Genomic DNA, 23,062 nt, shown 5'->3' with positions numbered 1-23,062 from the left:
GGGTTGGGGAGGGGTCTTCCTTCGATCCTCTCGATTGCGATATGGCCGCCATCTGGACTGGCCCTCGCCCATCAATCCTCGCCAATGTCACCGACGCCCCCTGGCGCAGCAACGGCGATACCGTCGAGCGGATCGAACTGCTCGCCGCCAAGCTCGTTTCAGGCGACATGGAGTGCCCAACCCTCTGGCCCCAAACCAGAGCCGTGCTCGACGAGATTGAAGCCCGTCTCAAGCCCTCCATCCTTGCCTGCGGCCCGGCCGAAATCACCAGCCTGCTGCGTGGCCTTGACGGCCGTTTCGTGCCGCCCGGTCCATCCGGTGCGCCGACGCGCGGGCGGCCTGACGTGCTGCCGACGGGGCGGAATTTTTATTCGGTCGACAGCCGCGCGGTGCCCACGCCGGCGGCTTATGAGCTTGGGAAGAAATCGGCGGAATTGCTCATCCGCCGTTATGTGCAGGATCACGGCGAATGGCCGGTTTCCTTCGGGCTGACGGCCTGGGGTACGTCGAACATGCGCACCGGCGGGGATGACATCGCTCAGGCGCTGGCGCTGATCGGGGTGAAGCCGGTATGGGACATGGCTTCGCGGCGCGTCACCGGTTACGAGATCATTCCGCCGGCCATGCTGCGGCGTCCGCGGGTGGATGTGACGCTGCGCATATCGGGCTTTTTCCGCGATGCTTTTCCGGAGCAGATCGCGCTGTTTGACAAGGCGATCCGTGCCGTTGGCGCGCTCGATGAAGATGCGGCGGATAATCCGATTGCCGGGCGCATGCGCGGCGAGATGGCACGGCTGGCGGCTGCCGGGCTGGATGAGAAGGCGGCGGCGAAGCGGGCGGGGTATCGCATTTTTGGGTCGAAGCCCGGTGCCTATGGCGCCGGCCTGCAGGCGCTGATCGACGAGAAGGGCTGGGAGCGGCGGGCCGATCTGGCCGAAGCCTATCTCGTCTGGGGCAGCTATGCCTATGGTGCGGGCGAGGAGGGACGGGCCGAGCGCGGCGTGTTCGAAGAGCGGCTGCGCTCGATTCAGGCGGTCGTGCAGAACCAGGACAATCGCGAGCACGACCTGCTCGACAGTGACGATTATTACCAGTTCGAAGGTGGGATGGCGGCAGCCGCCGAAGCGCTTGGCGGGGAACGGCCGGCGATCTATCACAACGACCATTCGCGGCCGGAAAAACCGGTCATCCGCTCGCTGGAAGAAGAGATCGGGCGCGTGGTGCGCGGGCGTGTCGTCAATCCGAAATGGATCGAGGGCGTCATGCGCCATGGCTACAAGGGCGCTTTCGAGATTGCCGCGACCGTCGACTATCTCTTTGCTTTTGCGGCGACGACGGGTGCTGTCGGCAACCATCATTTCGAGGCGGTCTATCAGGCCTTCGTCGCCGATCCCAAGGTGCGTGATTTCATGGCCGAGAAGAACCCGGCGGCGCTTTCCGAGATGAAGGAACGGCTCATGGAGGCGATCGAGCGCAAGCTCTGGACGCCGCGCAGCAACTCGGCGCAATTCGATCTTACCGAAATCAACGAAACCAGGAAAAGAGCAGGCAGCCAGCCATGAGCGAAGAACCAGTCGTACCAGGCGAAAAGGACGATGCCCGTCACGCCGAGAAGATGGCGAAGAAGAAGGCCGCCCGCGATAAGATCATGGCGACCAAGACCGATGAGAAGGGGCTGATCATCGTCCACACCGGCAAGGGCAAGGGCAAGTCGTCTTCCGCCTTCGGCATGATCTTCCGCCATATCGCCCACGGCAAGCCGTCTGCCGTCGTCCAGTTCATCAAGGGCGCGATGTGGACGGGCGAGCGGGATCTGATCGAGAAGCATTTCTCCGATGTCTGCCAGTTCCACACGATGGGCGAGGGTTTTACCTGGGAGACGCAGGACCGGGCGCGCGACGTCGCGGCGGCGGGTGCGGCCTGGGAAAAGGCCAAGGAACTGATCCGCGACGAGCGCAATTCCATGGTGTTGCTCGACGAGATCAACATTGCGTTGCGCTACGACTATCTCGATATCAACGAGGTGGTGGAATTCCTGAAGACCGAAAAGCCCTATATGACGCATGTCGTGCTGACGGGGCGCAACGCCAAGGACGAGCTGATCGAGATCGCCGATCTCGTGACCGAAATGGAGCTGATCAAGCATCCCTTCCGCTCCGGCATCAAGGGGCAGCCGGGCGTGGAATTCTGACCGATATCGACGATATGAACTTCGGCGGTTAAACGCCGAGCCAGACACGCAGCGGATTTGCCGGGTCGGCCAGCAGTTTGATCGCAAGGGCGACACAGACGATGACGAGCAGCGGCTTGATGAGCTTTGCGCCGATGCGCATGGCGAGCCGGGAGCCCAGCTGCGCGCCGAGGAACTGGCAGACGCCCATCAGCAGCCCGATTTTCCAGAGGATCGCGCCGAAGCTTGCGAAGACGATGAGCGCGCCGAGGTTCGATCCGAAATTGAGAAGCTTGGTGTGCGCGGTGGCCTTCAGCACGCCGAAGCCGGCAAGCGTGACGAAGCCGAGCATGAAGAAAGAGCCGGTGCCGGGGCCGAAGACGCCGTCGTAAAAGCCGATGGCCGGCACAAATGTGAGGCCGAAGGCAAAGGGTGTGATGAGCCGGTGTTTGTCGAGATCGTCGAGGTTCGGCTTGACGGCGAAGAAGATCGCGATCGCCAAGAGCAGCACCGGCATGATCGCCTGCAGCACCTCTCCGGGCACGATCGTCGCGAGTGCGGCGCCGAGCGCCCCGCCCATGACGGCCATCAGCGCCATCGGCAGCTGTTCCTGAAGCTGCACATGGCCCTTGCGGGCATAGGCGATCGTTGCCGAGGCAGAGCCGAAGATCGACTGCACCTTGTTGGTGCCGAGCGTCTGCAGCGGCGGTATGCCTGCGATCAGCATGGCGGGGACGGTGATCAGGCCGCCGCCGCCGGCAATGGCATCGATGAAACCGGCAAAGAAGGCAGCTGCACAGAGCAGCAGAAGCAGATGGAGGGCAATGTCAGGCAAGATGCTATTCCAAGGCGGGAGCGTTTGGGTGGCGTTGTTGCATTTGCCGCCCCAAGCTGCAATGGCTGTACGGACACAGTGGGGCGCATTCGACGGCTTCTATGAGCGAGATTCCCTTCGATACCGCAAGGCGCCATGTGCTCGGGCTCGGCTGCGAGCGCGGGACGCCGCCTGCGGAGGTGCTGGCGCTCGCCGTCGAGGCGTTGAAGGCCGCCGGCATCGGTGGGGAGGAGCTTGCCGCCATCGCTTCCATCGACAGCCGCAGGCACGAGGCGGCGATCCTTGCCGTTGCCGGCCATTTTGCCGTGCCGGCGGTTTTCTTCGATGCGCCGCGGCTGGAACAGGAAACGCCGCGGCTCAAAAATCCCTCCGCTATCGTCTTTGCCCGCGTCGGCTGCCATGGCGTGGCGGAATCGGCGGCGCTGGCGGCTTTTGGTGCGGATGCGGAATTGATCCTCGGCAAGATCAAATCCCCGCATGCGACGGCGGCGATTGCTCGCATCGGCTTGCGGAAAGCCTGACGGGCGTTATGGTGGCGGCATGTTACGGTCGTACGGAAGGTCAGCGATTCCGCAAACCCATGACCGATAGGATCAGCCCACAGGTAAGTTTCGTTCGCAGCAGTGGCTTGGTCTTTGCCTATTTATTTGTCTCTCGACCCTCTCTTCCAAAATAATATCCTAATACAAGTGTGACAACCGGTAGCACTAAAGTTGTTGCTGTTTCTTTCAAACTTGTAGCTGCGTCTGTGACGTTTTTCGTATAAAATCCGCCGATTATTGTGGTTGCGCCAATAAAAAAGAGTGCGGCTGTATATATAAGCACAATATACCTCATAATAAAAAGCCGTGATGCTCTGTTTTCATCAGAGCTGCGCGCTATGTCTGCGTGTGCTTTTTGCGCCTCCAGAGCAAGCGATGACGCTCGCGTTTCAAAGGGTGTTCTACTTTCGCGTAGATGTTCGGACATTGGCCACCTTAGCGAAAACGCCACGACATCTTTTCTCTAGCCTGCTGCAAGGATTCAAATATTTTTTCAGAATGCTCCAAAGCACGCTCAAGACCATCCATGATTTTCCTTTTTGTTTCTCCCTCACTAAGGGAATCTGCTGCCCTATGAGACGCCACAAGGGACGCGGATAGTCCTCCGATCTCCTCTAAGGCATCTCTAAGTTCTGAGATGGGTTCAACTGGGTGTCCCATAAGATTTCCTCACGGATAGAATTTTTTCGTGCGATTTTACCTTCTTCCGGATTTCAGAATTATGCCATATCAATGCTGCTGTGGAGCTCTATTGATTTATGTTATTTTCTGCCACTAATATTGCATTAATTTATTTAATTAGTCTATATTTTTTCTATGTGTTTATATTGGTTTGCAGAATTTCAGGCTATTGCGGCGTGTTTGATCGCCTTAATCGGCGAAAAATGTCTCGCGAAAGGGCGGATATATTTATTTTTTTATTTTTTCACGTTCTTCAGGTGGGCGGAATTTTTCTTCAATTTCTTTGAGGAGATGGGCCTGCGCCTTCTTTCTGGGCGCCAGGCCGTCAAATGGAGACGCCTCCTTACATTATGTGCGGAATTGCTATCCAATTCGACGCTCGTTTAAATTTACCAACTCACACTGGCGATTCACATTTAGAGGACAATCATGCACAAGGTCATTTATGACACGGACCCAGGCGTCGACGATGCGATGGCGCTTCTTTTCCTGCACCGCCATCCCGAGATCGACCTGATCGGCATCACCACGGTCTTCGGCAACGCCTCGGTCGAAACGACGACGCGCAATGCGCTCTTCCTCAAGCGCGAATGGAACATTCCGGCCCCCGTCGCCAAGGGCGCGAGCGTCACGATCGATCCTGCGCGCGCCGAGCGGGAATGGCCGGCCATGGTGCATGGCGAAAATGGCCTTGGCGATATCGAGGTGCCTCACACGATCGATCTGCCGCTCGATCCGCGCCCGGCGCACCGTTTCATCATCGATACGGTGCGGGCCAATCCCGGCGAGGTCAGGCTGGTGGCCGTCGGCCGGATGACCAATCTGGCGCTGGCGCTGAAGGAAGACCCGCAGATCGCGGGCCTCGTCAAGGACGTCGTCATCATGGGCGGCAATTTCTATGTGCCGGGCAATGTCTCGCCGGTCGCCGAAGCCAATATCCACGGTGATCCCGAGGCTGCCGATATCGTCATGACGGCGCCATGGAAGGTGGTCGTCATCGGCCTCGACGTCACCTCGATCACCACGATGAGCCGCAGCTATCTCGGCGCGATGGCGGCCGAGGGCGACCAGGCGATCAAGCTGCTCGACGCCCTTTCGCAGTCCTACATCGATTTCTACAGCCATGCGGTCGAGGACGGCATGATGGTGCATGACAGCTGCGCCTCGGTCTATGTCGTGGCGCCCGAGTTGTTTAAGACGATCACCGGCGCGGTGCGCGTCGTCTGCGGCGGCATTGCCGATGGCCAGACGGTGATCAAGCCGGATAACCGACGCTTTCCGCCGGGCGACTGGGATGGCCTGCCGAGCCAGGTCGTCGCCACCGGGATCGAGTCGGAAAAGGTGCTCGGCCTGATCCGCAATACGCTGCTTCGTGGGTGAGTGCCTGAAGGTGGGCTGCGCGGCGGTTGACCGTAGACCGCAACACGGTCGGCAAACTTCTCTTTCGTCATGCTCGGCCTTGTGCCGAGCATCTGCCTCCGTTCGATAGGGCAGCAGATCCTCGGCACAAGGCCGAGGATGACGTCGAGGAAGGGGCGAGGCTTACGGCGGGTGGTCGCTGTTTTGGTAATATTATAATATATTCATATTGTTGCGTCGCTTTCCTGCGAGATCGAATCCGCTGCCTCGCAAAGTGATTCATCGTCATCTCAGCAACTTCGAGTGAGGTGGCGCGGGCGGCGTTGACCTTGGCCCTTGCTGGGCCTAGATCAACAAAATGTTGAATAGCGCATTCTCCCATTTGCCGGCCTTGGAGCCGGGCAGCGTCTGGCTCGTCGGGGCCGGTCCGGGCGATCCGGGCCTGCTGACGCTCTTGGCTGCCAAGGGACTGGCCGAGGCCGATGTGATCGTCCATGACGCGCTGGTGAATGAGGACTGTCTGAGGCTTGCGCGCCCCGGCGCCGAACTCGAATATGCCGGCAAACGCGGCGGCAAGCCTTCGGCCAAGCAGCGGGATATTTCGTTGCGCCTGGTGGAACTGGCGTGCGCCGGCAAGCGGGTGCTGCGGCTGAAGGGCGGCGATCCCTTCGTCTTCGGGCGCGGCGGGGAAGAGGCGCTGACGCTGGTAGAACACAATATCCCGTTCCGCATCGTGCCGGGCATTACCGCCGGCATCGGCGGGCTTGCTTATGCCGGCATTCCGGTGACGCATCGCGAGATCAATCATGCGGTGACTTTTCTCACCGGCCATGATTCCTCCGGCATCGTGCCGGACAGGATCGACTGGGAAGCGATCGGCAAGGGTTCGCCCGTGATCGTCATATATATGGCGATGAAACATATCGCCCAGATCAGCGCCAATCTGATCGCGTCGGGCCGTTCGCCATCCGAGCCCGTGGCTTTCGTCTGCAATGCGGCGACCGGCGCGCAGCAGGTGCTGGAGACGACGCTTGGCGAAGCGGTTGCTGCCGTTGCCGCCTCCGGGCTGGAGCCGCCGGCGATCGTCGTGGTCGGCGAGGTGGTGCGGCTGCGCGCCTCGCTCGATTGGCTCGGCGCCCTGGCGGGCAGGCGTTTGCAGCCCGATCCGTTTGGCCGTTCCGGCAAGGTGCTGATATGAGCGGCCTCCTGATCGCAGCCCCTTCCTCCGGCGCCGGCAAGACGACGGTGACGCTCGGGCTGTTGAGGGCGCTTCGCCGCCGCGGCGTCTCGGTCGCGCCCGGTAAGGCCGGCCCCGACTATATCGATCCCGCCTTCCATGCGGCGGCAAGCGGCACGCCCTGCCTGAATTTCGACCCGTGGGCGATGCGCCCGGAGCTGATCTCGGCCAATGCCGCGCTTCACCGTTCCGGCGACCGTATTCTCGTCGTCGAGGCGATGATGGGACTTTTCGACGGCGCGGCCGACGGCAGGGGGACGGCGGCCGATCTTGCCGCCCAGCTCGGCCTTTCCGTCGTGCTCGTCGTCGATGCCTCGCGCATGTCGCAATCCGTGGCGCCGCTGGTATCAGGCTTTGCCGGCTTCCGTGCCGATGTCCGCGTCGCCGGCGTCATCCTGAACAAGGTCGGCAGCGACCGGCACGAGGCGATGCTGCGCCATGCGCTGGACGCGATCCGCATGCCCGTCGTCGCCGTGATTGGGGCCGACAAGGCGCTTTCCCTGCCGGAGCGCCATCTCGGGCTCGTCCAGGCCGGGGAACATGCGACGCTCGAAAATTTCATCGACCATGCGGCCGATGCCGTCTCCGAGGAATGCAATTTCGAATTCCTGCTGCGCATCGCACGGCAGGGGCTCAACCAGCCATCGGCCGCCAATATCGACCGGCTGATGCCGCTCGGCAGCCGTATCGCGGTGGCGCGCGACATCGCCTTTGCCTTTTCCTATGAGCATATGCTGCTCGGCTGGCGCCGCCGGGGGGCTGCGATCTCCTTCTTCTCGCCGCTTGCCGATGAGCGGCCTGCCGCCGATGCCGATGCGATCTATCTGCCGGGCGGTTATCCCGAACTGCATGCCGGGCGGCTGGCCGCGGCACAGAATTTTCGCGCCGGTCTTCTCGATGCGGCGGCGCGCGGCATCAGGATCTATGGCGAGTGCGGTGGTTACATGGTGCTGGGTGAGGGACTGGTTGATTCCGAGGGCAAACGCCATGAAATGCTCGGTTTGCTGCCCGTCGTCACCAGCTATGCCGAACGCAAGCGCCATCTCGGCTATCGCCGAGTCACGCCGCTCGACGGCGCGATCTTCCAGCGGCCGATGACGGCCCATGAATTCCACTATTCCACCGTCGTCTCCGAAGGCGAGGGCGAGCGGCTGTTTCAGGTGCGGGATGCGCTGGGAGCCGATCTCGGTGTCGCCGGGCTGAGGCGCGGGCAGGTGGCAGGCTCCTACATGCATCTGATCGACCTTGCGAGAGCCGCCGCGTGAGCGCGCCGATCGCCCATGGCGGCGGCATCACCGCCGCTGCCGCCGCCTTCGGCGGCCGGCCGCAGGACTGGCTCGACCTTTCCACGGGGATCAATCCGTGTCCTGTCGCTTTGCCTGAAATACCGGCGGCAGTCTGGCACCGCCTGCCGGACAGGCACCTCGTCGAAGCGGCAAGGCGCGCCGCGCGCGACTATTACGGCAGTGGCGAAATCCTGCCCCTGCCGGTGCCTGGCACGCAATCGGTGATCCAGCTGCTGCCACGGCTGCTTCACGGAGGTAGGCAGGCTACGGTGATGGATGACAAAGTCGCCGTGGTGTTTCCGACCTACGGTGAATATGCGCGCGCCTTCGCTTCGGCCGGTTTTGCTGTCGATGCCGTCAGCGATGTCGCGGCAATCGGGGCTGGCCACCGGCTTGCGGTCGTCGTCAATCCGAACAATCCCGATGGGCGCGTTTGGCCGGCCGATGCGCTGATCGCGCTGCACGACAGGATGAAATCGGCTGGCGGGTTGCTCGTCGTCGACGAGGCTTTCGGCGATGCCGATCCGGCGCTCAGTCTTGCAGGCCGCGCAGAAGAGCTTTCCAATCTGGTGATCTTCCGCTCCTTCGGCAAGTTCTTCGGGCTTGCCGGCCTGCGGCTCGGTTTCGTGATTGCGCGCGGCGACATTCTCGAGCGTTTCGAGGAGTGGCTGGGGCCTTGGGCGGTTTCCGGCCCGGCGCTGTCGCTGGCCGATTCGCTGCTGCGGCAGGATGTTTCCACGGTCCGCGGCCGCATCGAGGAGCGCAGTGCCGGACTGCATGCGGTGCTGGCCGGAGCAGGCTTGCGGATCGCCGGGGGGACGGCGCTGTTTACCCTCGTCGCCGATATCAGGGCCGGCGACATTTACACGCATCTCTGCCGCCATCATATTCTCGTCCGCAAGTTCGATTATGCGCCGGACTGGCTGCGTTTCGGGCTGACGCCCGATGCGGCGGCAGACCGGCGGCTTGGCGAAGCCCTTCAGAGTTTTGAGCTATGATGATCGACGAAAACCTTCTCGTGTTGCTCCTGGCATTGCTGCTCGACCGGATCGTCGGCGATCCACAATGGCTGTGGTCGCGGCTGCCGCACCCCGTCGTCCTGTTCGGCGAGGCGATCTCCTTTGCCGACCGGCAGCTCAACAATGCCGGGCTGACGGGCTCGCAGCGCCGGATGAACGGTGTGGCCGCCATACTGGCGCTGCTTCTGGTGGCGGTTGCCGCAGGCTTCGTCTTCGACCGGTTCTTCGCGCTCTTCGGCGTTGTTGGCATCCTGCTCGAAACCGGGCTGGTGGCGATCTTCCTGGCGCAGAAAAGCCTTGCCGATCACGTGGGCGCGGTTGCGGCCGCGCTTCGCGGCGAAGGGCTTGCCGGCGGGCGGGCAGCCGTTTCCCGCATCGTTGGGCGCGATCCCGAAACGCTGGATGAGCCGGCCGTCTGCCGCGCGGCGATCGAAAGCCTGGCGGAAAATTTCTCCGACGGCGTCGTGGCGCCGGCGCTCTGGTATGCCGTCTTCGGCCTGCCGGGGCTGCTTGCCTACAAGATGCTGAACACGGCGGATTCGATGATCGGGCATAAATCCGAGAAATATCTCGATTTCGGCTGGGCCGCCGCCCGGCTCGACGATCTCGCCAACTGGCCGGCCGCCCGGATCTCCATCCTGCTGATCGCCGCCGGCGCCTGGCTCCGCCGTGGTACGAGCGCCAGCCGCGAAGCGGTCCGGGTCGCGATGCGCGACGGCGGGCTGCACCGCTCGCCGAATTCCGGCCGGCCGGAAGCTGCCATGGCCGGCGCCCTCAACGTCCAGCTCGCCGGCCCCCGCGTCTATGGCGGCGTCATCGTCGCCGAGCCGATGATCAACAATGCCGGCCGGGATGTTGCGACATTGCGCGACATCGAGGACGGTGTGTCGGTGTTTCATGCGAGCTGCATGGTGCTGGCGGGTGTGACGTTCGGATTGTTTTTGTGTTTTCTTTAGGGTTGTCCCACGGCATGAACGCCCCGGTGGACACATCAGCCGCAAAGGTTTATGCGAAACGCCTCATATCAGACCGGAAAGACAGCAATGACAGTTCAAGTTGAATTACCGTGCCCGAAGTGCAAGAGCACCAAGATGAAGTTCGAGCGGCCGGAGATCCGGGAGACCGACATCATCAAATGTGCGGCCTGCGGGCATAATCTCGGTACGATGGCCTCGATCCGCGAGAGAATGAACAAGGCCTATCAGCAGCTCAAGCGGCCTGCGGCGGCGCCCAAGCTCCAGTAGGCGCGGCGCTTCAATTCCCGCTTGGCTTGTTAGAATTGTGATTACCATTCGGGTTAAAGCTAAATAATAAGTATCGTCGTAGTCTCTCTACCATGAGGGCGCAATTAAACTGCGCGGGTTGGAAGAGGGGCTATCATGAGGACGATTTTAGCGGCTGCGGCCGCCAGTTTATTGCTGCAGTTTTCTCCCGTTGCTGCCGAAGCGGCAACATTGGTCGCCAAGATCAGCATCGACAAGCAGACGATGACCGTCACCGAGAACGGCTTCGTCAAGTATCGCTGGAAGGTTTCGACCGCGCGCCGTGGCTATGTCACGCCGACCGGTTCGTGGAGCGCCAAGTGGCTGTCGCGCGATCACCGTTCGCGCAAATACGACAATGCGCCGATGCCCTACGCCGTATTCTTTAACGGCGGTTATGCCGTTCACGCTACCTTCGACCTGAAGCGCCTGGGCACGCCGGCCTCGCACGGCTGCGTTCGCCTGCATCCCGATAATGCGGCGCAGTTCTTCTCGCTGGCGCGCCAAGCCGGGCTTTCCAATACCCGCGTGGTCATCACGCGGTAATCTTTTCCAACGCGTCCATATCGGGCACGACGATATGCCGGGAATTCCCGATGTGGATGACGCCGCTCCTGCGCAGCTTTGTCATCTGGCGGCTGACGGTTTCGATCGTCAGCCCGAGGAAATCGGCGATTTCGGCGCGTGATAGCGGCAGGTCGAAGGCGGTGCTCGTTGCCGTCTGCGGTTCGGCATGAGTGGCGATGAGGTAAAGCAGGCTTGCGACCTTCTCTTCCGCCGTGCGCCGGCCGAGCGTCAGCATCCATTCGCGCGCAGCGTCCAGCTCCCTCAGCGCCTGGTCGTGCAGGTTGCGCTGGAGTTCCGGCGTCTCGGCGATCATTCGGTCGAGCAGGTTGCGGGGGAAGACGCAGATTTCGGCATCAGTCGCAGCCTCGGCCGACAGCGTGCTTTCGCGCACGAAGGGCCTGCCGACGAAATCGGGGGCAAATTGCAGGCCGACGATCTGCTGGCGTCCGTCCGGCATCACCTTGCAGAGCTTCACCACGCCGCGCATGATGTTCGAGTAAAAGGAGCTTTCCGACCCTTGCGCGATGATCTCTGAACCGGCCTCGACCTTGCGGCGCAGGGAGTGGCGGTTGAGTTCCTTCAACTGGCTGTTCGACAAGGCGCCGCAGACGACGCCGTGCCGCGCCTGGCAGGAGCGGCAGGCGAGGGGAATGGCGGCCTCGAAAACCTCACTGCTTGCGACATCCATGTCCTGGTCCTTTCAACATCCCCCGGGCATGCCCGACCGACTGCGCCACAATCGAGGATTCCGGCGTGGCTTGATGATTATCAAATGGCCGGGAGGACGATTTGATTCAGATCAAAGTTCCGATGCCAATCTTCGGGGTTCCGGCTGCTTTCGCCGGCTTGATTCGGGCGGCTCTTCGCCTTGGCGGCGGAACGCTCCTTCGCTCTGGCGCCAGGCCGCACCTTTCAAAGGCCGGTTTCCATTGCTGTTTAGGCAACACCCGACCGGCAAATTGCCGCGACGCCGGGACGAAAGCATTGGCTTTTGAAAAGGATTTGCCTATGAGGGGGTTTAAATCGTCATTTCATGAGGTACAGCGCGTGACCGCTACATTCGACAAAGTTGCCGACATTATTGCAGAAACCAGCGAGATCGATCGCGCCACGATCACGCCGGAGAGCCATACGATCGACGACCTCGGTATCGACAGCCTCGATTTCCTCGACATCGTCTTTGCGATCGACAAGGAATTCGGCATCAAGATCCCGCTCGAAAAGTGGACGCAGGAAGTCAACGAGGGCAAGGTTTCCACCGAAGAATATTTCGTGCTGAAGAACCTCTGTGCCAAGATCGACGAGCTCAAAGCAGCCAAGGCCTGAGACATAACAGTCTTTTTTGAACGCCCTGCCGCCCTTGATATGGCGGCCGGGCGGTTTCGTTCCTAGATCAGTTCAGATTCGCACTTCCGGACGGAAAACCGCTTCGCACTTTTCCTGGAATTGCTCTAAGTAGGCGTCACCGGCGGGCGGATCTGGCCTGGCGGGCCGGAGGATCCGAATGCTGCTGGAATATTTCCAGATGATTGACCGCGTCGAAGCGGTGGACCTGAAGAAGGGCGTGCTCAACGCGCGATCCGTCGTGCCGGCCAAGAGCCCGGTCTTCGAGGGCCATTTTCCCGGCATGCCGCTCGTTCCCGGCGTGCTCTTGATCGAAACCATGGCGCAGGCCTCCGGCATGCTGGTGCTTGCCGCCACCGATTTTGCCGCCATGCCCTTCCTGATGTCGGTCGACGGCGCCAAGATGCGCACCTTCGTCGAGCCGGAAGCCGTGCTCGACATCGAGGCGGTGCTGGAGCATGACGGTTCGGGTTTCGCGGTCACCAAGGCCAAGATCACCAGCGGCGGCAAGAAGGTCTGCGATGCGCAGCTGAAACTGCGCACCATGCCTTTCAGCGAGGTTCCGCTCGGCGATATCGTGAAAAAACGCGCCGGTGAGGTCGGGCTTCTCGAAGCGATCGCGGCGCAGGGAGTGGTTGGATGAGCAAGGCTGCAAACGACGTCGTCATTTCAGGCGTCGGCATCGTTACCTGTCAAGGCGTCGGCAAGGATGCGCATATCGCGCTGCTTTCGGCCGAAAGCGCGCCGACGGCGATCGTCGAGACCGAGAAATTCAAGCCCTATCCGGTGCATCCGCTGCCCGAGATCGACTGGTCGCAGCAGATCGCCAAGCGCGGCGACCAGCGCCAGATGGAGAACTGGCAGCGCATCGGCGTCTTTGCCGCCGGTCTCGCGCTCGACGATGCCGGCTTCAAGGACAATATCGAGGCCTGCGGCACGATGGACATGATCGTGGCGGCCGGCGGCGGCGAGCGCGACATCAACGTCGACACGCTGATCGTCGACGAGGGCCTGAAGCGCAACGACCGCGAGCTGCTGCTCAACGAGAAGCTCACGACAGAACTGAGGCCGACGCTGTTCCTGGCGCAGCTTTCCAACCTGCTGGCCGGCAACATCTCCATCGTTCACAAGGTCACCGGCTCCTCGCGCACCTTCATGGGCGAGGAAGCATCCGGCGTTTCCGCCGTCGAGACGGCGTTCTGGCGCATCCGCTCCGGCGAATCCACCCATGCGCTGGTCGGCGGCGCCTTTGCCGCCGAACGCCCCGACATGATCCTGCTCACCGAAGCGATCGGCGCGCATACGCGCGGCGAATGGGCGCCGCTCTGGTCGCGCTCGGGCCTCGAGGGCGGCGGCATGATCACCGGTTCGGCCGGCGTCTTCCTGGTGCTTGAATCGCGCAAGCATGCGCAGGAGCGCGGCGCGCATATCTATGCGACGATCAGCGCCGTCGAAGGCGACCGCGGCAATCGCGCGGCCGGCAATTTCGAAGTGCGGATGGAGCGGCTGCTGAAGCCTGCCGCCGACCTGCCGCCAGAGAGCACGGCGATCTTCTCCGGCTCGACAGGCATGCACGAGATCGCCGCCCGGGAAAAGGCGGTGCTGGAGCATCAGCTTCCGGGTGCCGCGATCCGCGGCTTCGGCGGGATTTCCGGTCACACGATCGAGGCGCATTTCCCGCTGGGGCTGGCGCTCGCAGCCCTTGCCATCGATGCCAAGGCCAAGGTTCCGCCCTTCGACGCCGCCCACGAAGCGCCGATGAAGGCGGGCACGAAGGCGGCTGTCGTCACGACGGTCGGACACCAGCGCGGCGAGGGCGTCGCCGTTCTTTCCGCAGAGGCGTGAGGAGAGAGATTATGACAGCTTCCGCTTACAGGGATCATCTCGGCCGGCCGATCGTCGCAGTGACCGGCATGGGCATCATCACCTCGCTCGGCCAGGGCCTGAAGGACAATTGGGCGGCCCTTTCCTCCGGCACCTCGGGCATCCACGCGATCAACCGCTTTCCCACGGAGGGCCTCTCGACGCGGATCGCCGGCACTGTCGATTTCATCGACATTCCGGTGCCGAATGCCGTCGAGCGTTCCTATGCCTTTGCGCGCGAGACGACCATCGAGGCACTCGCCGATGCCGGTCTGTCGGGCGATTTCAACGGCCCGCTGTTCCTTGCCGCGCCGCCGATCGAGCCCGAATGGAGCGCCCGTTTCGAGCTTGCCGACCGCTCGCCGGCCGCCGATCATCCGGGTGATGCCTATGAGCGCTTCCTGACGGCGCTGCGCCAGCGCCCGGACCCGGCCTTCCACGAGGCGGCGCTGTTCGGCGCGATTTCCGAGCGCCTTGCCGACCGGTTCGGCACGCGCGGCCTTCCGGTGACGCTGTCTACCGCCTGTGCTTCCGGCGTTACCGCGATCCAGCTCGGCATCGAGGCGATCCGCCAGGGCCGCACCGATCGCGCACTGACGGTTGCGACCGATGGGTCGCTCAGCGCCGAAGCGCTGATCCGCTTCTCGCTTCTGTCGGCGCTTTCGACGCAGAACGATCCGCCGACGAAGGCCTCCAAGCCGTTCAGCAAGGATCGCGACGGCTTCGTCATCGCCGAGGGCGCGGCGACGCTGGTGCTGGAATCGCTGGAATCGGCAATTGCCCGCGGCGCCAAGGTGCTCGGCATCATGAAGGGCGCCGGCGACAAGGCCGACAGCTTCCATCGCACCCGGTCGTCGCCGGACGGCGGCCCGGCGATCGCGACGATCCGTGCGGCCCTTGCCGATGCCGGAATCGACGAGAGCGGCATCGGCTACATCAATGCGCACGGCACCTCGACGCCCGAGAACGACAAGATGGAATATGGTGCCATGTCTGCCGTCTTCGGCGAGCGGCTCGTCGGCATTCCGGTTTCGTCGAACAAGTCGATGATCGGCCATACGCTGACGGCGGCCGGTGCGGTCGAGGCGGTGTTCTCGCTGCAGACGATGCTGACCGGCACGCTGCCGCCGACGATCAACTACAACAATCCCGATCCGTCGATCGTGCTCGATGTCGTGCCGAACAAGAAGCGGGAGGCCCAGGTTTCGGCCGTGCTTTCCAACTCCTTCGGCTTCGGCGGGCAGAATGCCAGCCTTGTCATGGCGCTCGAACCGGCTTAAGCGGTTCCCGACAATTTCAAGACGAGACGAACGCCTTCGAGGCGAGGGATTTTGCCATGCGCGCTTTGCAACTGATCGACGACCGCAAGCTTGAGATCACCGACCTGCCGGAACCCGACGCTCCCGCCGCGGGCGAGGTGACGCTGCGCGTCAAGGCGGTGGCGCTCAACCATATCGATGTCTGGGGCTGGCGCGGCATGGCGTTCGCCAAGCGCAAGATGCCGCTCGTCATCGGCGCGGAAGCCTCCGGCGTCGTGGAAGCGATCGGGCCGGGTGTCGCCAACGTCCTGCCGGGCCAACTGGTTTCGATCTACGGTGCGCGCACCTGCGGCCTCTGCCGCCCGTGCCGCGAAGGCCGCGACAATCTCTGCGAACACGTCTCCGGCGTGCACGGCTTCCATCTTGACGGTTTCGCGCAGGAGAAGGTGAACCTGCCGGCGCGCCTGCTGGTCCCCGCACCTCCCGGCGTGGATGCGATCGGGGCGGCGCTGGCGCCCGTCACCTTCGGCACGGTCGAGCACATGCTGTTCGACAATGCCAAGCTCGAGCCGGGCGAGACGATCCTCGTCCATGCCGGCGGCTCCGGCATCGGCACGGCGGCGATCCAGCTTGCCAAGAAGATCGGCTGCACCGTCATCACCACGGTCGGCTCCGACGACAAGATCGAGAAGGCCAAGGCGCTCGGCGCCGATCACGTCATCAACTACCGCACCGACCGCTTCGAAGGCGTGGTGCGCAAGCTCACCAAGAAGAAGGGCGTCGACGTCGTCTTCGAACATGTGGGCAAGGACACCTGGGCGGGCTCGATGCTCTGCATGAAGCGCGGCGGGCGCCTCGTCACCTGCGGCTCCACCTCGGGCGTTTCGACAGAGATGAACCTGATGATGCTGTTCCAGCAGCAATTGAAGCTCTTCGGCTCCTTCGGCTGCCGCATTGAGAACATGGCGGACGCCATGCAGAAGATGGGCCGCGGGCTCGTCCATCCGGTCATCGACACCGAAGTCGGCTTCGACGACATCGACCGGGCGCTGGAGCGGATGGAATCGCGCCAGATCTTCGGCAAGATCATCCTGAAGATGGATTGAGCCCACGTGAAGCTGATCATCACCCGGATCGTTCTGGCGCTCAGGAATTTCCAGCAATGGCTGGTGGCGCAGGTGATGTTCGGCTTCCTGAACGTGCTGAAGCTGTTTCCGGCCGATGGCGCGATTCGCTTCGCCGACCGGATGATGCGCCGCCTCGGCCGGCGGACACGCCGCCACAAGCTCATGCTTACCAATCTGCGCAACGCCTTCCCTGAGAAGAGCGAGGCGGAGATCGAGGAAATCGCGCTCGCCAGCTGGGGAAACATGGGCCGGCTCGCGGCGGAATACGTCTTCCTCGACCAGCTGTTCGATTTCGATCCCGAGCGGACCGCGCCGGGCAGGGTGGAGGTGTCGGGCATTCCCATCTTCCTCGACCTGCGCGACAATCCGCGCCCCTTCATCGTTTTCACCGGCCATACCGCCAATTTCGAGCTGCTGCCGGTGGCAGCCGCCGCCTTCGGCATGACCGTGACCGTGCTCTTCCGGCCGCCGAACAACCCGTATGTCGCCAAGAAGGTGTTCGACTTCCGCAGCGCGCGCATGGGCAAGCTGGTGCCCTCGCATGCCGGCTCCTCCTTCGCGCTCGCGCGCCAGCTGGAAGCGGGCCAGGGGGTGGGCGTGCTGGTCGACCAGAAATTCGGCAAGGGGCTGAAGGGCACCTTCTTCGGGCTTGATGTGAAGACCAATCCGCTGCTGCCGAAGCTGGTGCGCCAGTTCGATTGCGAAGTCTATCCGGCGCGCTGCATCCGCCTGCCGGGGAATCGCTACCGGCTGGAAATCGAACCTCGGCTGGAGATGCCGCGCGATGCCAAAGGCAATCTCGACCTGCCGGCGGCCGCTCAATTGCTCAACGACAAGGTGGAAGGCTGGGTGCGGGAATATCCCGAACAATGGCTCTGGTATCACGACCGCTGGCAAATCAAGAAGACGCTCGCGCTTTGAAAAGCACACCCTGATTTATCAGCGGTGAAAAGCGGCAGGTGCTCTTGGATTGAAACGGAGTAAACTTCGTGTTAGCCGTCACCACCAAAGCGCGAATAATATCTACCTTAAGGCGCATTTTTTGGGGAAATGCAGCCACATCAATTTGGACACGCCACTTGGGACAATGGGAGTGGGAGGCGTCTTGCTGGAGCTTTTTCGAGCCTTTTCCTTGCGTTGCGCGCAAATAGAGGAAGCCATCCGCCGGGGTGACGACCAGCGCGTCATGTCGCTCGATCGGCATGTCGAGCCGCTGGTCGAGGCGATCCTGGCCTGCCGGGCAGGCAATCTGCTCGAAGTCTACATGCAGCTGCAGTTCGTGAGCCAGCTTGTCGCTCAGGATGCCGACGACAGCGCCAGCGTCCGGGAACATACGGCGGTGCTTTCTTACCTGCTCGACCGCTATTTCGGCACGCATGCGCCCGACTGGCGGGTGCCTTCGCCGCAGGACGCGCGCATCGAGCCGCCGGCAGCCTATGTGCCCGACACCGACAACGGCCAGTTCCTCAACGCTGCGATCCTCGAAAGCCTGCCGGACCGGATCGCGGTGCTGACCAGGGACTACCGCTACCTCTATTCCAATGCGGCCAACAGCGCCTATCTCAACAGGAAACCGATGGAGCTCATCGGGCATCATCTATCCGAATTCATCGGCGAGGAACGTTTTGCCGGATGCGCCAAGCAAAAGCTGGACGCGTGTTTTGCCGGTGAGGAGATCGATTACACCTATGAGCGCTCGGCCGGCGGCAGCGCATCGCGGCAGATACGCTGTCGCATGTCGCCGCTGCGCGACGCGGGCGGCACGGTGATCGGCGCTTTGATCGTGATGGATCGGTGATCCAACCTACGCCGTTGCCCAGACGGCGAGCTCGTAGCCATCGCGGTCGAGGAAATGAAAGCGGCGGCCGCCGGGAAAATCGGTGATCGGCCGGCAGATCGTGCCGCCGGCCCGTTCGACCGAGGTCAGCACCTCTTCCAGATCCCTGGCGTAGACGACGACCAGCGGGCCGCCCGGCCGCACGGGGCCGAAATCGGTGAAGCCGCCCTTCAGCCGTCCATCGTCGAATTCGCAGTAGTTCGGGCCGTAATCGGTGAAACGCCAACCGAAGGCCGAGCCGTAAAAGGCTTTTGCGGCGGCGATGTCGGAGACGTTGAATTCGACGTAATCGATGCGGCGGTCGTTGTGTTCTGAGTTTTCGGCCATCTATCTCTCCATCAGGGCTTTCAGCATGGCGAGGTCTTTCTCGATATGCGCGGCATCGGCGGCAAATTGCGCGTCTGTCATGCCGGGCAGGCGCAGCAGCGTGAACATGACCTCGCAGCCGTCGCCGTTCGGCACGATGCGCAGCGCATTATAAACCCTGAGCCCGGATTCGATCGTCACCGTATGATCGATCACGCCGAATTCATTGGTCGGCACGAAGCTCACCTTGATGGTGCCGAGCGGACCATGGGCGATCCAGTCGGCGCCGTCGGGCTCGAAGCCGGTCGCAAGGCCGGAGGCCCAGAGCGGCATGTTCTCCGGCTTGCCGGCGAAATCGTAGACGTCGCGCCAGTCGCGTTCGATCGATCGATGGATGATTTTTGCAGGCATCGTCGCCATGGCTTGAAGGTCCTCGTATTTTGGTTTCCCTGAAATAATAAGGCCGGCCGGCGCTGTCTTGAACAAAACGGTCAGCCGGATCTTTCCCGCATGCCGAGCTGGTCGAGGATGATCGCAGGCGTCAGCGTCGAGAGTTCTGCGACCTCGCGCGTCATGTGGGCCTGGTCGGCAAAACCTGCTTCGAGCGCGATGCGGGCGAGCGGCATCGTGCCCGCCTTGCGGCAGACGTCGAGGAAACGTTGGAACCGGCGGATGCGTTCCAGCGTCTTTGCGCCATAGCCGAAATGATGGTGGCAGCGGCGGCGCAGCTGCCTTTCGCTGATGCCGAGCCGGTCTGGCAGGCCGGGGGCAGGGCGGCCGCTGTCGGCAGCGGCGAAGATCACGGCGGCGTCCCGGTCAGGCTCCTCCTCATGGCGCGCGGCCTCTTCAAGCAGGCGGCCGAAGAGCGCTACGTCGGCCGTGGGCTCCGGGCAATCCCGGAGCCGCGCCTCGAATTCGCTCGTCTCCTTCCGGCCGATATCGGCAAGCGGCACGGAGAGGCCGACCAGCGCCGAGAGCGGCGTCTTCAGCCAGGATGCCGCAGCACCCGGCGCAAAACGTGCGCCGATGACGGTCGCGCCCGGCCCTATCACGGGAAAGGCGGCCGTCCTGTCGGGGCCGGCGACCTCAAGCCTGCCGTCGATCCAGAGAAGATCACAATAACCATCCGGTACGATCGCCACCGTCGCCGGCGGCCCGTCGTTCAGCCTGTGCGACCAGAGGCGGCTGAAATGGCGCCGCAAGGCGGGCGGCGGCGCATATTCGCGGTAGCGGCCGGCGCGGGCCGCAAGCAGCGCCATGTCTTTTGGTCTTTTCGATACCAAGCGATATCTCCCGAGCTCCGCATGATAACATGAGTTAGGCCTTGCCGGCAGGCCGGTGAAAGATGCGGCTTGCGGATCGGCGTTAAATGGCAGGTTGTCGGACAAGTCGGAAAAACAAAGCTGCATTTCATGGGCTTTGCGAACCGATTAGACCCTTGCGAGACTTGCCGTTTGACCAAGACAGTGCCACAACACCGGTCCAAATGACACATCGGAGGTTTGTCGTGGAAAAGGCAGAAATCGGACTGATCGGTCTTGCGGTCATGGGCTCCAACCTGGCGCTCAACATCGCGGAGAAAGGCAATAAAATTGCGGTGTTCAACCGCACGCCTGAGAAAACCGACGAATTTTACGAAAGCGCCGGCGATCTGAAAAAGCAGATCATTCCCTGCAAGACCATCGAAGAATTCGTCGATGCGATCCGCCCGCCGCGTCCGATCATCATCATGATCAAGGCCGGTGAGGCCGTCGACCAGCAGATGGAAGCGCTGCGCCCGCATCTGTCCAAGGGCGACATCATGATCGATGCCGGCAACGCCAATTTCCGCGACACCGTCGCCCGCTTCGACCGCCTCAAGAACACCGATCTCACCTTCATCGGCATGGGTGTATCAGGCGGCGAAGAAGGTGCGCGCCATGGCCCGTCGATCATGGTCGGCGGCACCGAGGAATCCTGGAAGCGCGTCGAGAAGGTGCTGACCTCGATTGCCGCCCGCTACAATGACGAGCCCTGCGTCGCCTGGCTCGGCAATGACGGCGCCGGCCATTTCGTCAAGACCATCCATAACGGCATCGAATATGCCGACATGCAGATGATCGCCGAAATCTACGGCATCCTGCGCGACGGCCTCGGCAAGAGCGCTTCGGACATCTCCGGCATCTTCGGCGAGTGGAACAAGGGCCGGCTGAACTCCTACCTGATCGAGATCTCCGAGAAGGTGCTTGCCGCCAACGACCCCGTCTCCGGCGGGCCGATGGTTGACATGATCCTCGATAAGGCAGGCCAGAAGGGCACCGGCAAATGGTCGGCGATCGAGGCGCAGAACATGGGCATTCCGGCAACGGCGATCGAAGCCGCGGTCGCCGCCCGCAGCCTCTCCTCGATGAAATCTGAGCGCGAAGCTGCCGAAAAGATCTTCGGCGCGCAGGCCGCGTCCTTCCCGATCGCCTATGGCCCCGAGCTCAACAAGGATCTGGAACTGGCGCTGTTTGCCGCCAAGATCGGCGCCTACGCACAGGGCTTCGCGGTGATGGCGGAAGCCTCGCGCGAGTTCAACTGGTCGCTGCCGATGCCGACGATAGCCCGTATCTGGCGCGCAGGCTGCATCATCCGCTCGCAGTTCCTCGACGAGATCACCTCGGCTTTCACCAAGGCTCCCGATGCCGCCAACCTGATCGTCACGCCCGCCTTCTCGGAAATGGTCAAGGAATCGATCCCGGCGCTTCGCCGGGTCGTCACGGCTGCGGTCTCCGCCGGTCTGCCGGTGCCGGCGCTGACCTCGGCGCTCACCTATTTCGACGCCTACCGCCAGGGCAGGGGCACGGCCAACCTCATCCAGGCCCAGCGCGACTTCTTCGGCGCCCACGGTTTCGACCGCCTGGATGGCAAGGATTTCCACCACGGCCCCTGGGGCAGCGGCGCGGCGACCTTCTGAGGTTTGCGGAGAAGAGATCAAGGAGAAGCCCGGCCGTTGCGCCGGGCTCAGTTAGTGACAAAGTCTCCTCCGTCATGCTCGGCCTTGTGCCGAGCATCTGATCACGACAGTTGTTTGACAGGAAAATATTTATTTTCAGATGCTTAATTGGACGTGCGCAGATTCTCGGCACTGTAAAGTCCGGAGACATACCTGACAGATGTTCGGAGACATGCCTGACAGTTATTTCGGTGCTTTGAGGTCGATTTTTGCGATCTCCGTTGCTCCGAAGAAGACGCCATGCAGCCCGTCTCGATCGAGCGGCCTGATGGCCAGTGTTTCACCGCCGAATGCCGTTGGAACGGACCACGCGCGGCCCATGAACTGGATATAGGGCCGGGTCTGATCGACCCTGCGCAGGATCTCGCCCTTGTTGTAGACGGGKCGCGGCAACCTGTCAGGGAACGGCCTTGGGGACGGACGGTAGCGGCTTGCAGGGACCTCCATACCGATGCCCTGATGCGGTCGGTGATGGTTGTAGAGATCGCGCCAGCGGTCGAAGCTTTCCTGCGCCCGTGTGATGTCGGCCAGTGCGGCAAAGGCAAGGACCTCAGCCTTGAGCGAGCGGTGGAAGCGTTCGTTCTTGCCACGCCCCTGCGGATGATRTGGCCGGGCATGGATGAGGTCGATGCCGAGCTTGAGCAGCCAGACCCTCAACCGCGTCCACTGGTTGGGCACGCCCGTGCCCCATGGAGGGCCGTTGTCGGTATAGAAAGCCATCGGCAGGCCATAGTGGCGCAGGATGCGTTCGAGCCGTGCCTGGACGGTCGTCCGCTGCTCGTCGACGCAGGCTTCCAGTGCGATGGCGAAGCGGGAATGGTCGTCGATGATGGTCAAGGGATGGCACCAGACGCCGCAGGTGAGCTGCGTGCGTCCTTTGAAGTCCATTTGCCAGAGCAGGTTTGGCATGCCCCGCTCGAAACGGCCTGGCGCTGCGYTCGAGGCGGGCGGCGGCGTGATCCGGTCATGGCGTGCCAGGATGGCATGGACGGTGGAGGCGACCGGCGCCTCAACGCCGAGGTCGCAAAGCCGCCGGGCGATCTTGCGCGCGCSCCAGGCGGGATGAGCATCGCGAATGCCCAGAACATCGGCTTCGAGTGCCGCATCGGTGCGGCGCGGGCTCGACAGCGGCCGGCGCGAGCGATCCTGTGGCGGCTCGCCGTTTGCCAGTCGCCTCAGCCAGACATAGCCCGTCTGGCGGCTGATGCCGAAGCGGTCGCAAAGCGCCGAAACGTTGGCGCCCTCCAGCCCCGCCAGACGACAAAATTCCAGACGTTGATCCACCACAGATGCCTCCCGCCAAACCATGCCAACCTCCCGAGAAATCCTCAGGCAACTGTCAGGCATGTCTCCGAACATCTGTCAGGTATCTCTCCGGTCCATACAGGCAC

At 62.6% G+C, this 23,062-nt stretch carries 24 protein-coding genes and 1 pseudogene; 18 read left to right on the top strand and 7 right to left on the bottom strand.

Features of this window, described 5'->3' with window-relative positions; translation table 11 throughout:
* Both QD408_RS26785 and cobO read left to right on the top strand, forming a co-directional pair.
* On the top strand, positions 1-1,562 hold a 1,562-nt coding region (locus QD408_RS26785), incomplete at its 5' end, for a cobaltochelatase subunit CobN (RefSeq protein WP_414141387.1).
* Positions 1,559-2,191: a cob(I)yrinic acid a,c-diamide adenosyltransferase gene (cobO, locus tag QD408_RS26780; RefSeq protein WP_414141386.1), complete on the top strand. Its 633-nt coding sequence runs from the start codon at positions 1,559-1,561 to the stop codon at positions 2,189-2,191. The genes QD408_RS26785 and cobO, both read left to right, overlap by 4 nt.
* A 28-nt stretch (positions 2,192-2,219) precedes the next feature.
* On the opposite strand, the gene QD408_RS26775 is transcribed toward cobO, so the two are convergent.
* Positions 2,220-3,005 carry a TSUP family transporter gene (locus QD408_RS26775; protein WP_088683868.1) on the bottom strand — a complete coding sequence of 262 codons (786 nt, stop codon included), beginning with the start codon at positions 3,003-3,005 and terminating at the stop codon, positions 2,220-2,222.
* A gap of 101 nt (positions 3,006-3,106) precedes the next feature.
* Between QD408_RS26775 and QD408_RS26770 the strand changes: the two genes are divergently transcribed.
* Positions 3,107-3,526 carry a cobalamin biosynthesis protein gene (locus QD408_RS26770; RefSeq protein WP_414141385.1) on the top strand — a complete coding sequence of 140 codons (420 nt, stop codon included), beginning with the start codon at positions 3,107-3,109 and terminating at the stop codon, positions 3,524-3,526.
* Positions 3,527-3,644: 118 nt separating this feature from the next.
* Here QD408_RS26770 and QD408_RS26765 read toward each other — a convergent pair whose 3' ends face one another.
* A complete protein-coding gene (locus QD408_RS26765; RefSeq protein WP_414141384.1) occupies positions 3,645-3,974 on the bottom strand; it encodes a hypothetical protein in 330 nt (109 codons plus the stop codon).
* A 683-nt stretch (positions 3,975-4,657) separates the two neighbouring features.
* Here QD408_RS26765 and QD408_RS26760 point away from each other — a divergent pair.
* From QD408_RS26760 to QD408_RS26730, 7 genes are all read left to right on the top strand, one after another.
* Positions 4,658-5,608, top strand: a complete 951-nt coding sequence (locus tag QD408_RS26760) for a nucleoside hydrolase (protein ID WP_414141383.1) — start codon at positions 4,658-4,660, stop codon at positions 5,606-5,608.
* Positions 5,609-5,945: 337 nt separating this feature from the next.
* Entirely contained in the window at positions 5,946-6,785 is an 840-nt protein-coding gene (gene cobA / locus QD408_RS26755; protein WP_088681045.1) for a uroporphyrinogen-III C-methyltransferase, read from the top strand.
* Complete coding sequence (locus QD408_RS26750; protein ID WP_414141382.1) at positions 6,782-8,089, top strand: cobyrinate a,c-diamide synthase; 1,308 nt, start codon at positions 6,782-6,784, stop codon at positions 8,087-8,089. The genes cobA and QD408_RS26750 overlap by 4 nt, the downstream gene beginning before the upstream one ends.
* The gene (gene cobD, locus QD408_RS26745; RefSeq protein WP_414141381.1) at positions 8,086-9,108 is read left to right on the top strand and encodes a threonine-phosphate decarboxylase CobD; all 1,023 of its coding nucleotides are present in this window, start codon (positions 8,086-8,088) and stop codon (positions 9,106-9,108) included. Before QD408_RS26750 ends, cobD begins: the two co-directional genes overlap by 4 nt.
* Positions 9,105-10,085 (top strand): adenosylcobinamide-phosphate synthase CbiB, encoded by a 981-nt coding sequence (gene cbiB / locus QD408_RS26740; RefSeq protein ID WP_088681048.1) that lies wholly within the window; start codon positions 9,105-9,107, stop codon positions 10,083-10,085. Before cobD ends, cbiB begins: the two co-directional genes overlap by 4 nt.
* Before the next feature lie 87 nt (positions 10,086-10,172).
* Positions 10,173-10,373, top strand: a complete 201-nt coding sequence (locus QD408_RS26735; RefSeq protein ID WP_088681049.1) for an ECs_2282 family putative zinc-binding protein — start codon at positions 10,173-10,175, stop codon at positions 10,371-10,373.
* Positions 10,374-10,508: 135 nt separating this feature from the next.
* A complete protein-coding gene (locus tag QD408_RS26730) occupies positions 10,509-10,937 on the top strand; it encodes a L,D-transpeptidase (protein WP_088681050.1) in 429 nt (142 codons plus the stop codon).
* Here QD408_RS26730 and QD408_RS26725 read toward each other — a convergent pair.
* Positions 10,927-11,646: a Crp/Fnr family transcriptional regulator gene (locus QD408_RS26725; RefSeq protein WP_088681051.1), complete on the bottom strand. Its 720-nt coding sequence runs from the start codon at positions 11,644-11,646 to the stop codon at positions 10,927-10,929. The genes QD408_RS26730 and QD408_RS26725 overlap by 11 nt on opposite strands.
* 359 nt (positions 11,647-12,005) lie before the next feature.
* Between QD408_RS26725 and QD408_RS26720 the strand changes: the two genes are divergently transcribed.
* From QD408_RS26720 to QD408_RS26690, 7 genes are all read left to right on the top strand, one after another.
* Positions 12,006-12,284, top strand: a complete 279-nt coding sequence (locus QD408_RS26720) for an acyl carrier protein (RefSeq protein WP_003540486.1) — start codon at positions 12,006-12,008, stop codon at positions 12,282-12,284.
* Between the two features lie 178 nt (positions 12,285-12,462).
* Positions 12,463-12,945 (top strand): 3-hydroxyacyl-ACP dehydratase FabZ family protein, encoded by a 483-nt coding sequence (locus tag QD408_RS26715; RefSeq protein ID WP_088681052.1) that lies wholly within the window; start codon positions 12,463-12,465, stop codon positions 12,943-12,945.
* Entirely contained in the window at positions 12,942-14,147 is a 1,206-nt protein-coding gene (locus QD408_RS26710; RefSeq protein WP_088681053.1) for a beta-ketoacyl-ACP synthase, read from the top strand. The genes QD408_RS26715 and QD408_RS26710 overlap by 4 nt, the downstream gene beginning before the upstream one ends.
* Before the next feature lie 11 nt (positions 14,148-14,158).
* On the top strand, positions 14,159-15,445 hold the full coding sequence (locus tag QD408_RS26705; protein WP_414141380.1) for a beta-ketoacyl-ACP synthase: 1,287 nt from the start codon (positions 14,159-14,161) through the stop codon (positions 15,443-15,445).
* Positions 15,446-15,501: 56 nt separating this feature from the next.
* A complete protein-coding gene (locus QD408_RS26700) occupies positions 15,502-16,530 on the top strand; it encodes a zinc-binding dehydrogenase (RefSeq protein ID WP_414141379.1) in 1,029 nt (342 codons plus the stop codon).
* A 6-nt stretch (positions 16,531-16,536) separates the two neighbouring features.
* Entirely contained in the window at positions 16,537-17,472 is a 936-nt protein-coding gene (locus QD408_RS26695) for a lipid A biosynthesis lauroyl acyltransferase (protein WP_414141378.1), read from the top strand.
* A gap of 184 nt (positions 17,473-17,656) precedes the next feature.
* Complete coding sequence (locus tag QD408_RS26690) at positions 17,657-18,349, top strand: PAS domain-containing protein (protein WP_414141377.1); 693 nt, start codon at positions 17,657-17,659, stop codon at positions 18,347-18,349.
* Positions 18,350-18,355: 6 nt separating this feature from the next.
* On the opposite strand, the gene QD408_RS26685 is transcribed toward QD408_RS26690, so the two are convergent.
* The 3 genes from QD408_RS26685 to QD408_RS26675 form a co-directional block, all read right to left on the bottom strand.
* On the bottom strand, positions 18,356-18,715 hold the full coding sequence (locus QD408_RS26685) for a VOC family protein (protein WP_011425727.1): 360 nt from the start codon (positions 18,713-18,715) through the stop codon (positions 18,356-18,358).
* The gene (locus QD408_RS26680; RefSeq protein WP_414141376.1) at positions 18,716-19,114 is read right to left on the bottom strand and encodes an SRPBCC family protein; all 399 of its coding nucleotides are present in this window, start codon (positions 19,112-19,114) and stop codon (positions 18,716-18,718) included.
* 71 nt (positions 19,115-19,185) lie between these two features.
* Positions 19,186-19,953, bottom strand: a complete 768-nt coding sequence (locus QD408_RS26675; RefSeq protein ID WP_414141388.1) for a helix-turn-helix domain-containing protein — start codon at positions 19,951-19,953, stop codon at positions 19,186-19,188.
* A 227-nt stretch (positions 19,954-20,180) separates the two neighbouring features.
* Here QD408_RS26675 and gndA point away from each other — a divergent pair, with 227 nt between their 5' ends.
* On the top strand, positions 20,181-21,632 hold the full coding sequence (gene gndA / locus QD408_RS26670) for an NADP-dependent phosphogluconate dehydrogenase (protein ID WP_414141375.1): 1,452 nt from the start codon (positions 20,181-20,183) through the stop codon (positions 21,630-21,632).
* Positions 21,633-21,813: 181 nt separating this feature from the next.
* Here the strand turns inward: gndA and QD408_RS26665 are convergent.
* A pseudogene (locus QD408_RS26665) lies at positions 21,814-22,979 on the bottom strand (IS481 family transposase); the annotation flags it as partial.
* Between the last annotated feature and the right edge of the window lie 83 nt (positions 22,980-23,062).

This window comes from Rhizobium sp. BR 249, from assembly GCF_047445895.1.
Lineage (GTDB): Bacteria > Pseudomonadota > Alphaproteobacteria > Rhizobiales > Rhizobiaceae > Rhizobium.
Note: the sequence above shows the minus strand (reverse complement) of the source record. Positions and strands in the feature narration are given on the sequence as shown.

Excerpts from the sequence above, each read along its gene's own strand:
- cobO (WP_414141386.1), top strand. The coding sequence starts at position 1,559 with ATGAGCGAAGAACCAGTCGTACCAGGCGAAAAGGACGATGCCCGTCAC.
- QD408_RS26770 (WP_414141385.1), top strand. The coding sequence starts at position 3,107 with ATGAGCGAGATTCCCTTCGATACCGCAAGGCGCCATGTGCTCGGGCTC.
- QD408_RS26765 (WP_414141384.1), bottom strand. The coding sequence starts at position 3,974 with ATGTCCGAACATCTACGCGAAAGTAGAACACCCTTTGAAACGCGAGCG.
- QD408_RS26760 (WP_414141383.1), top strand. The coding sequence starts at position 4,658 with ATGCACAAGGTCATTTATGACACGGACCCAGGCGTCGACGATGCGATG.
- cobA (WP_088681045.1), top strand. The coding sequence starts at position 5,946 with ATGTTGAATAGCGCATTCTCCCATTTGCCGGCCTTGGAGCCGGGCAGC.
- QD408_RS26750 (WP_414141382.1), top strand. The coding sequence starts at position 6,782 with ATGAGCGGCCTCCTGATCGCAGCCCCTTCCTCCGGCGCCGGCAAGACG.
- cbiB (WP_088681048.1), top strand. The coding sequence starts at position 9,105 with ATGATGATCGACGAAAACCTTCTCGTGTTGCTCCTGGCATTGCTGCTC.
- QD408_RS26735 (WP_088681049.1), top strand. The coding sequence starts at position 10,173 with ATGACAGTTCAAGTTGAATTACCGTGCCCGAAGTGCAAGAGCACCAAG.
- QD408_RS26730 (WP_088681050.1), top strand. The coding sequence starts at position 10,509 with ATGAGGACGATTTTAGCGGCTGCGGCCGCCAGTTTATTGCTGCAGTTT.
- QD408_RS26725 (WP_088681051.1), bottom strand. The coding sequence starts at position 11,646 with ATGGATGTCGCAAGCAGTGAGGTTTTCGAGGCCGCCATTCCCCTCGCC.
- QD408_RS26715 (WP_088681052.1), top strand. The coding sequence starts at position 12,463 with ATGCTGCTGGAATATTTCCAGATGATTGACCGCGTCGAAGCGGTGGAC.
- QD408_RS26710 (WP_088681053.1), top strand. The coding sequence starts at position 12,942 with ATGAGCAAGGCTGCAAACGACGTCGTCATTTCAGGCGTCGGCATCGTT.
- QD408_RS26705 (WP_414141380.1), top strand. The coding sequence starts at position 14,159 with ATGACAGCTTCCGCTTACAGGGATCATCTCGGCCGGCCGATCGTCGCA.
- QD408_RS26700 (WP_414141379.1), top strand. The coding sequence starts at position 15,502 with ATGCGCGCTTTGCAACTGATCGACGACCGCAAGCTTGAGATCACCGAC.
- QD408_RS26685 (WP_011425727.1), bottom strand. The coding sequence starts at position 18,715 with ATGGCCGAAAACTCAGAACACAACGACCGCCGCATCGATTACGTCGAA.
- QD408_RS26680 (WP_414141376.1), bottom strand. The coding sequence starts at position 19,114 with ATGGCGACGATGCCTGCAAAAATCATCCATCGATCGATCGAACGCGAC.
- QD408_RS26675 (WP_414141388.1), bottom strand. The coding sequence starts at position 19,953 with ATGGCGCTGCTTGCGGCCCGCGCCGGCCGCTACCGCGAATATGCGCCG.
- gndA (WP_414141375.1), top strand. The coding sequence starts at position 20,181 with ATGACACATCGGAGGTTTGTCGTGGAAAAGGCAGAAATCGGACTGATC.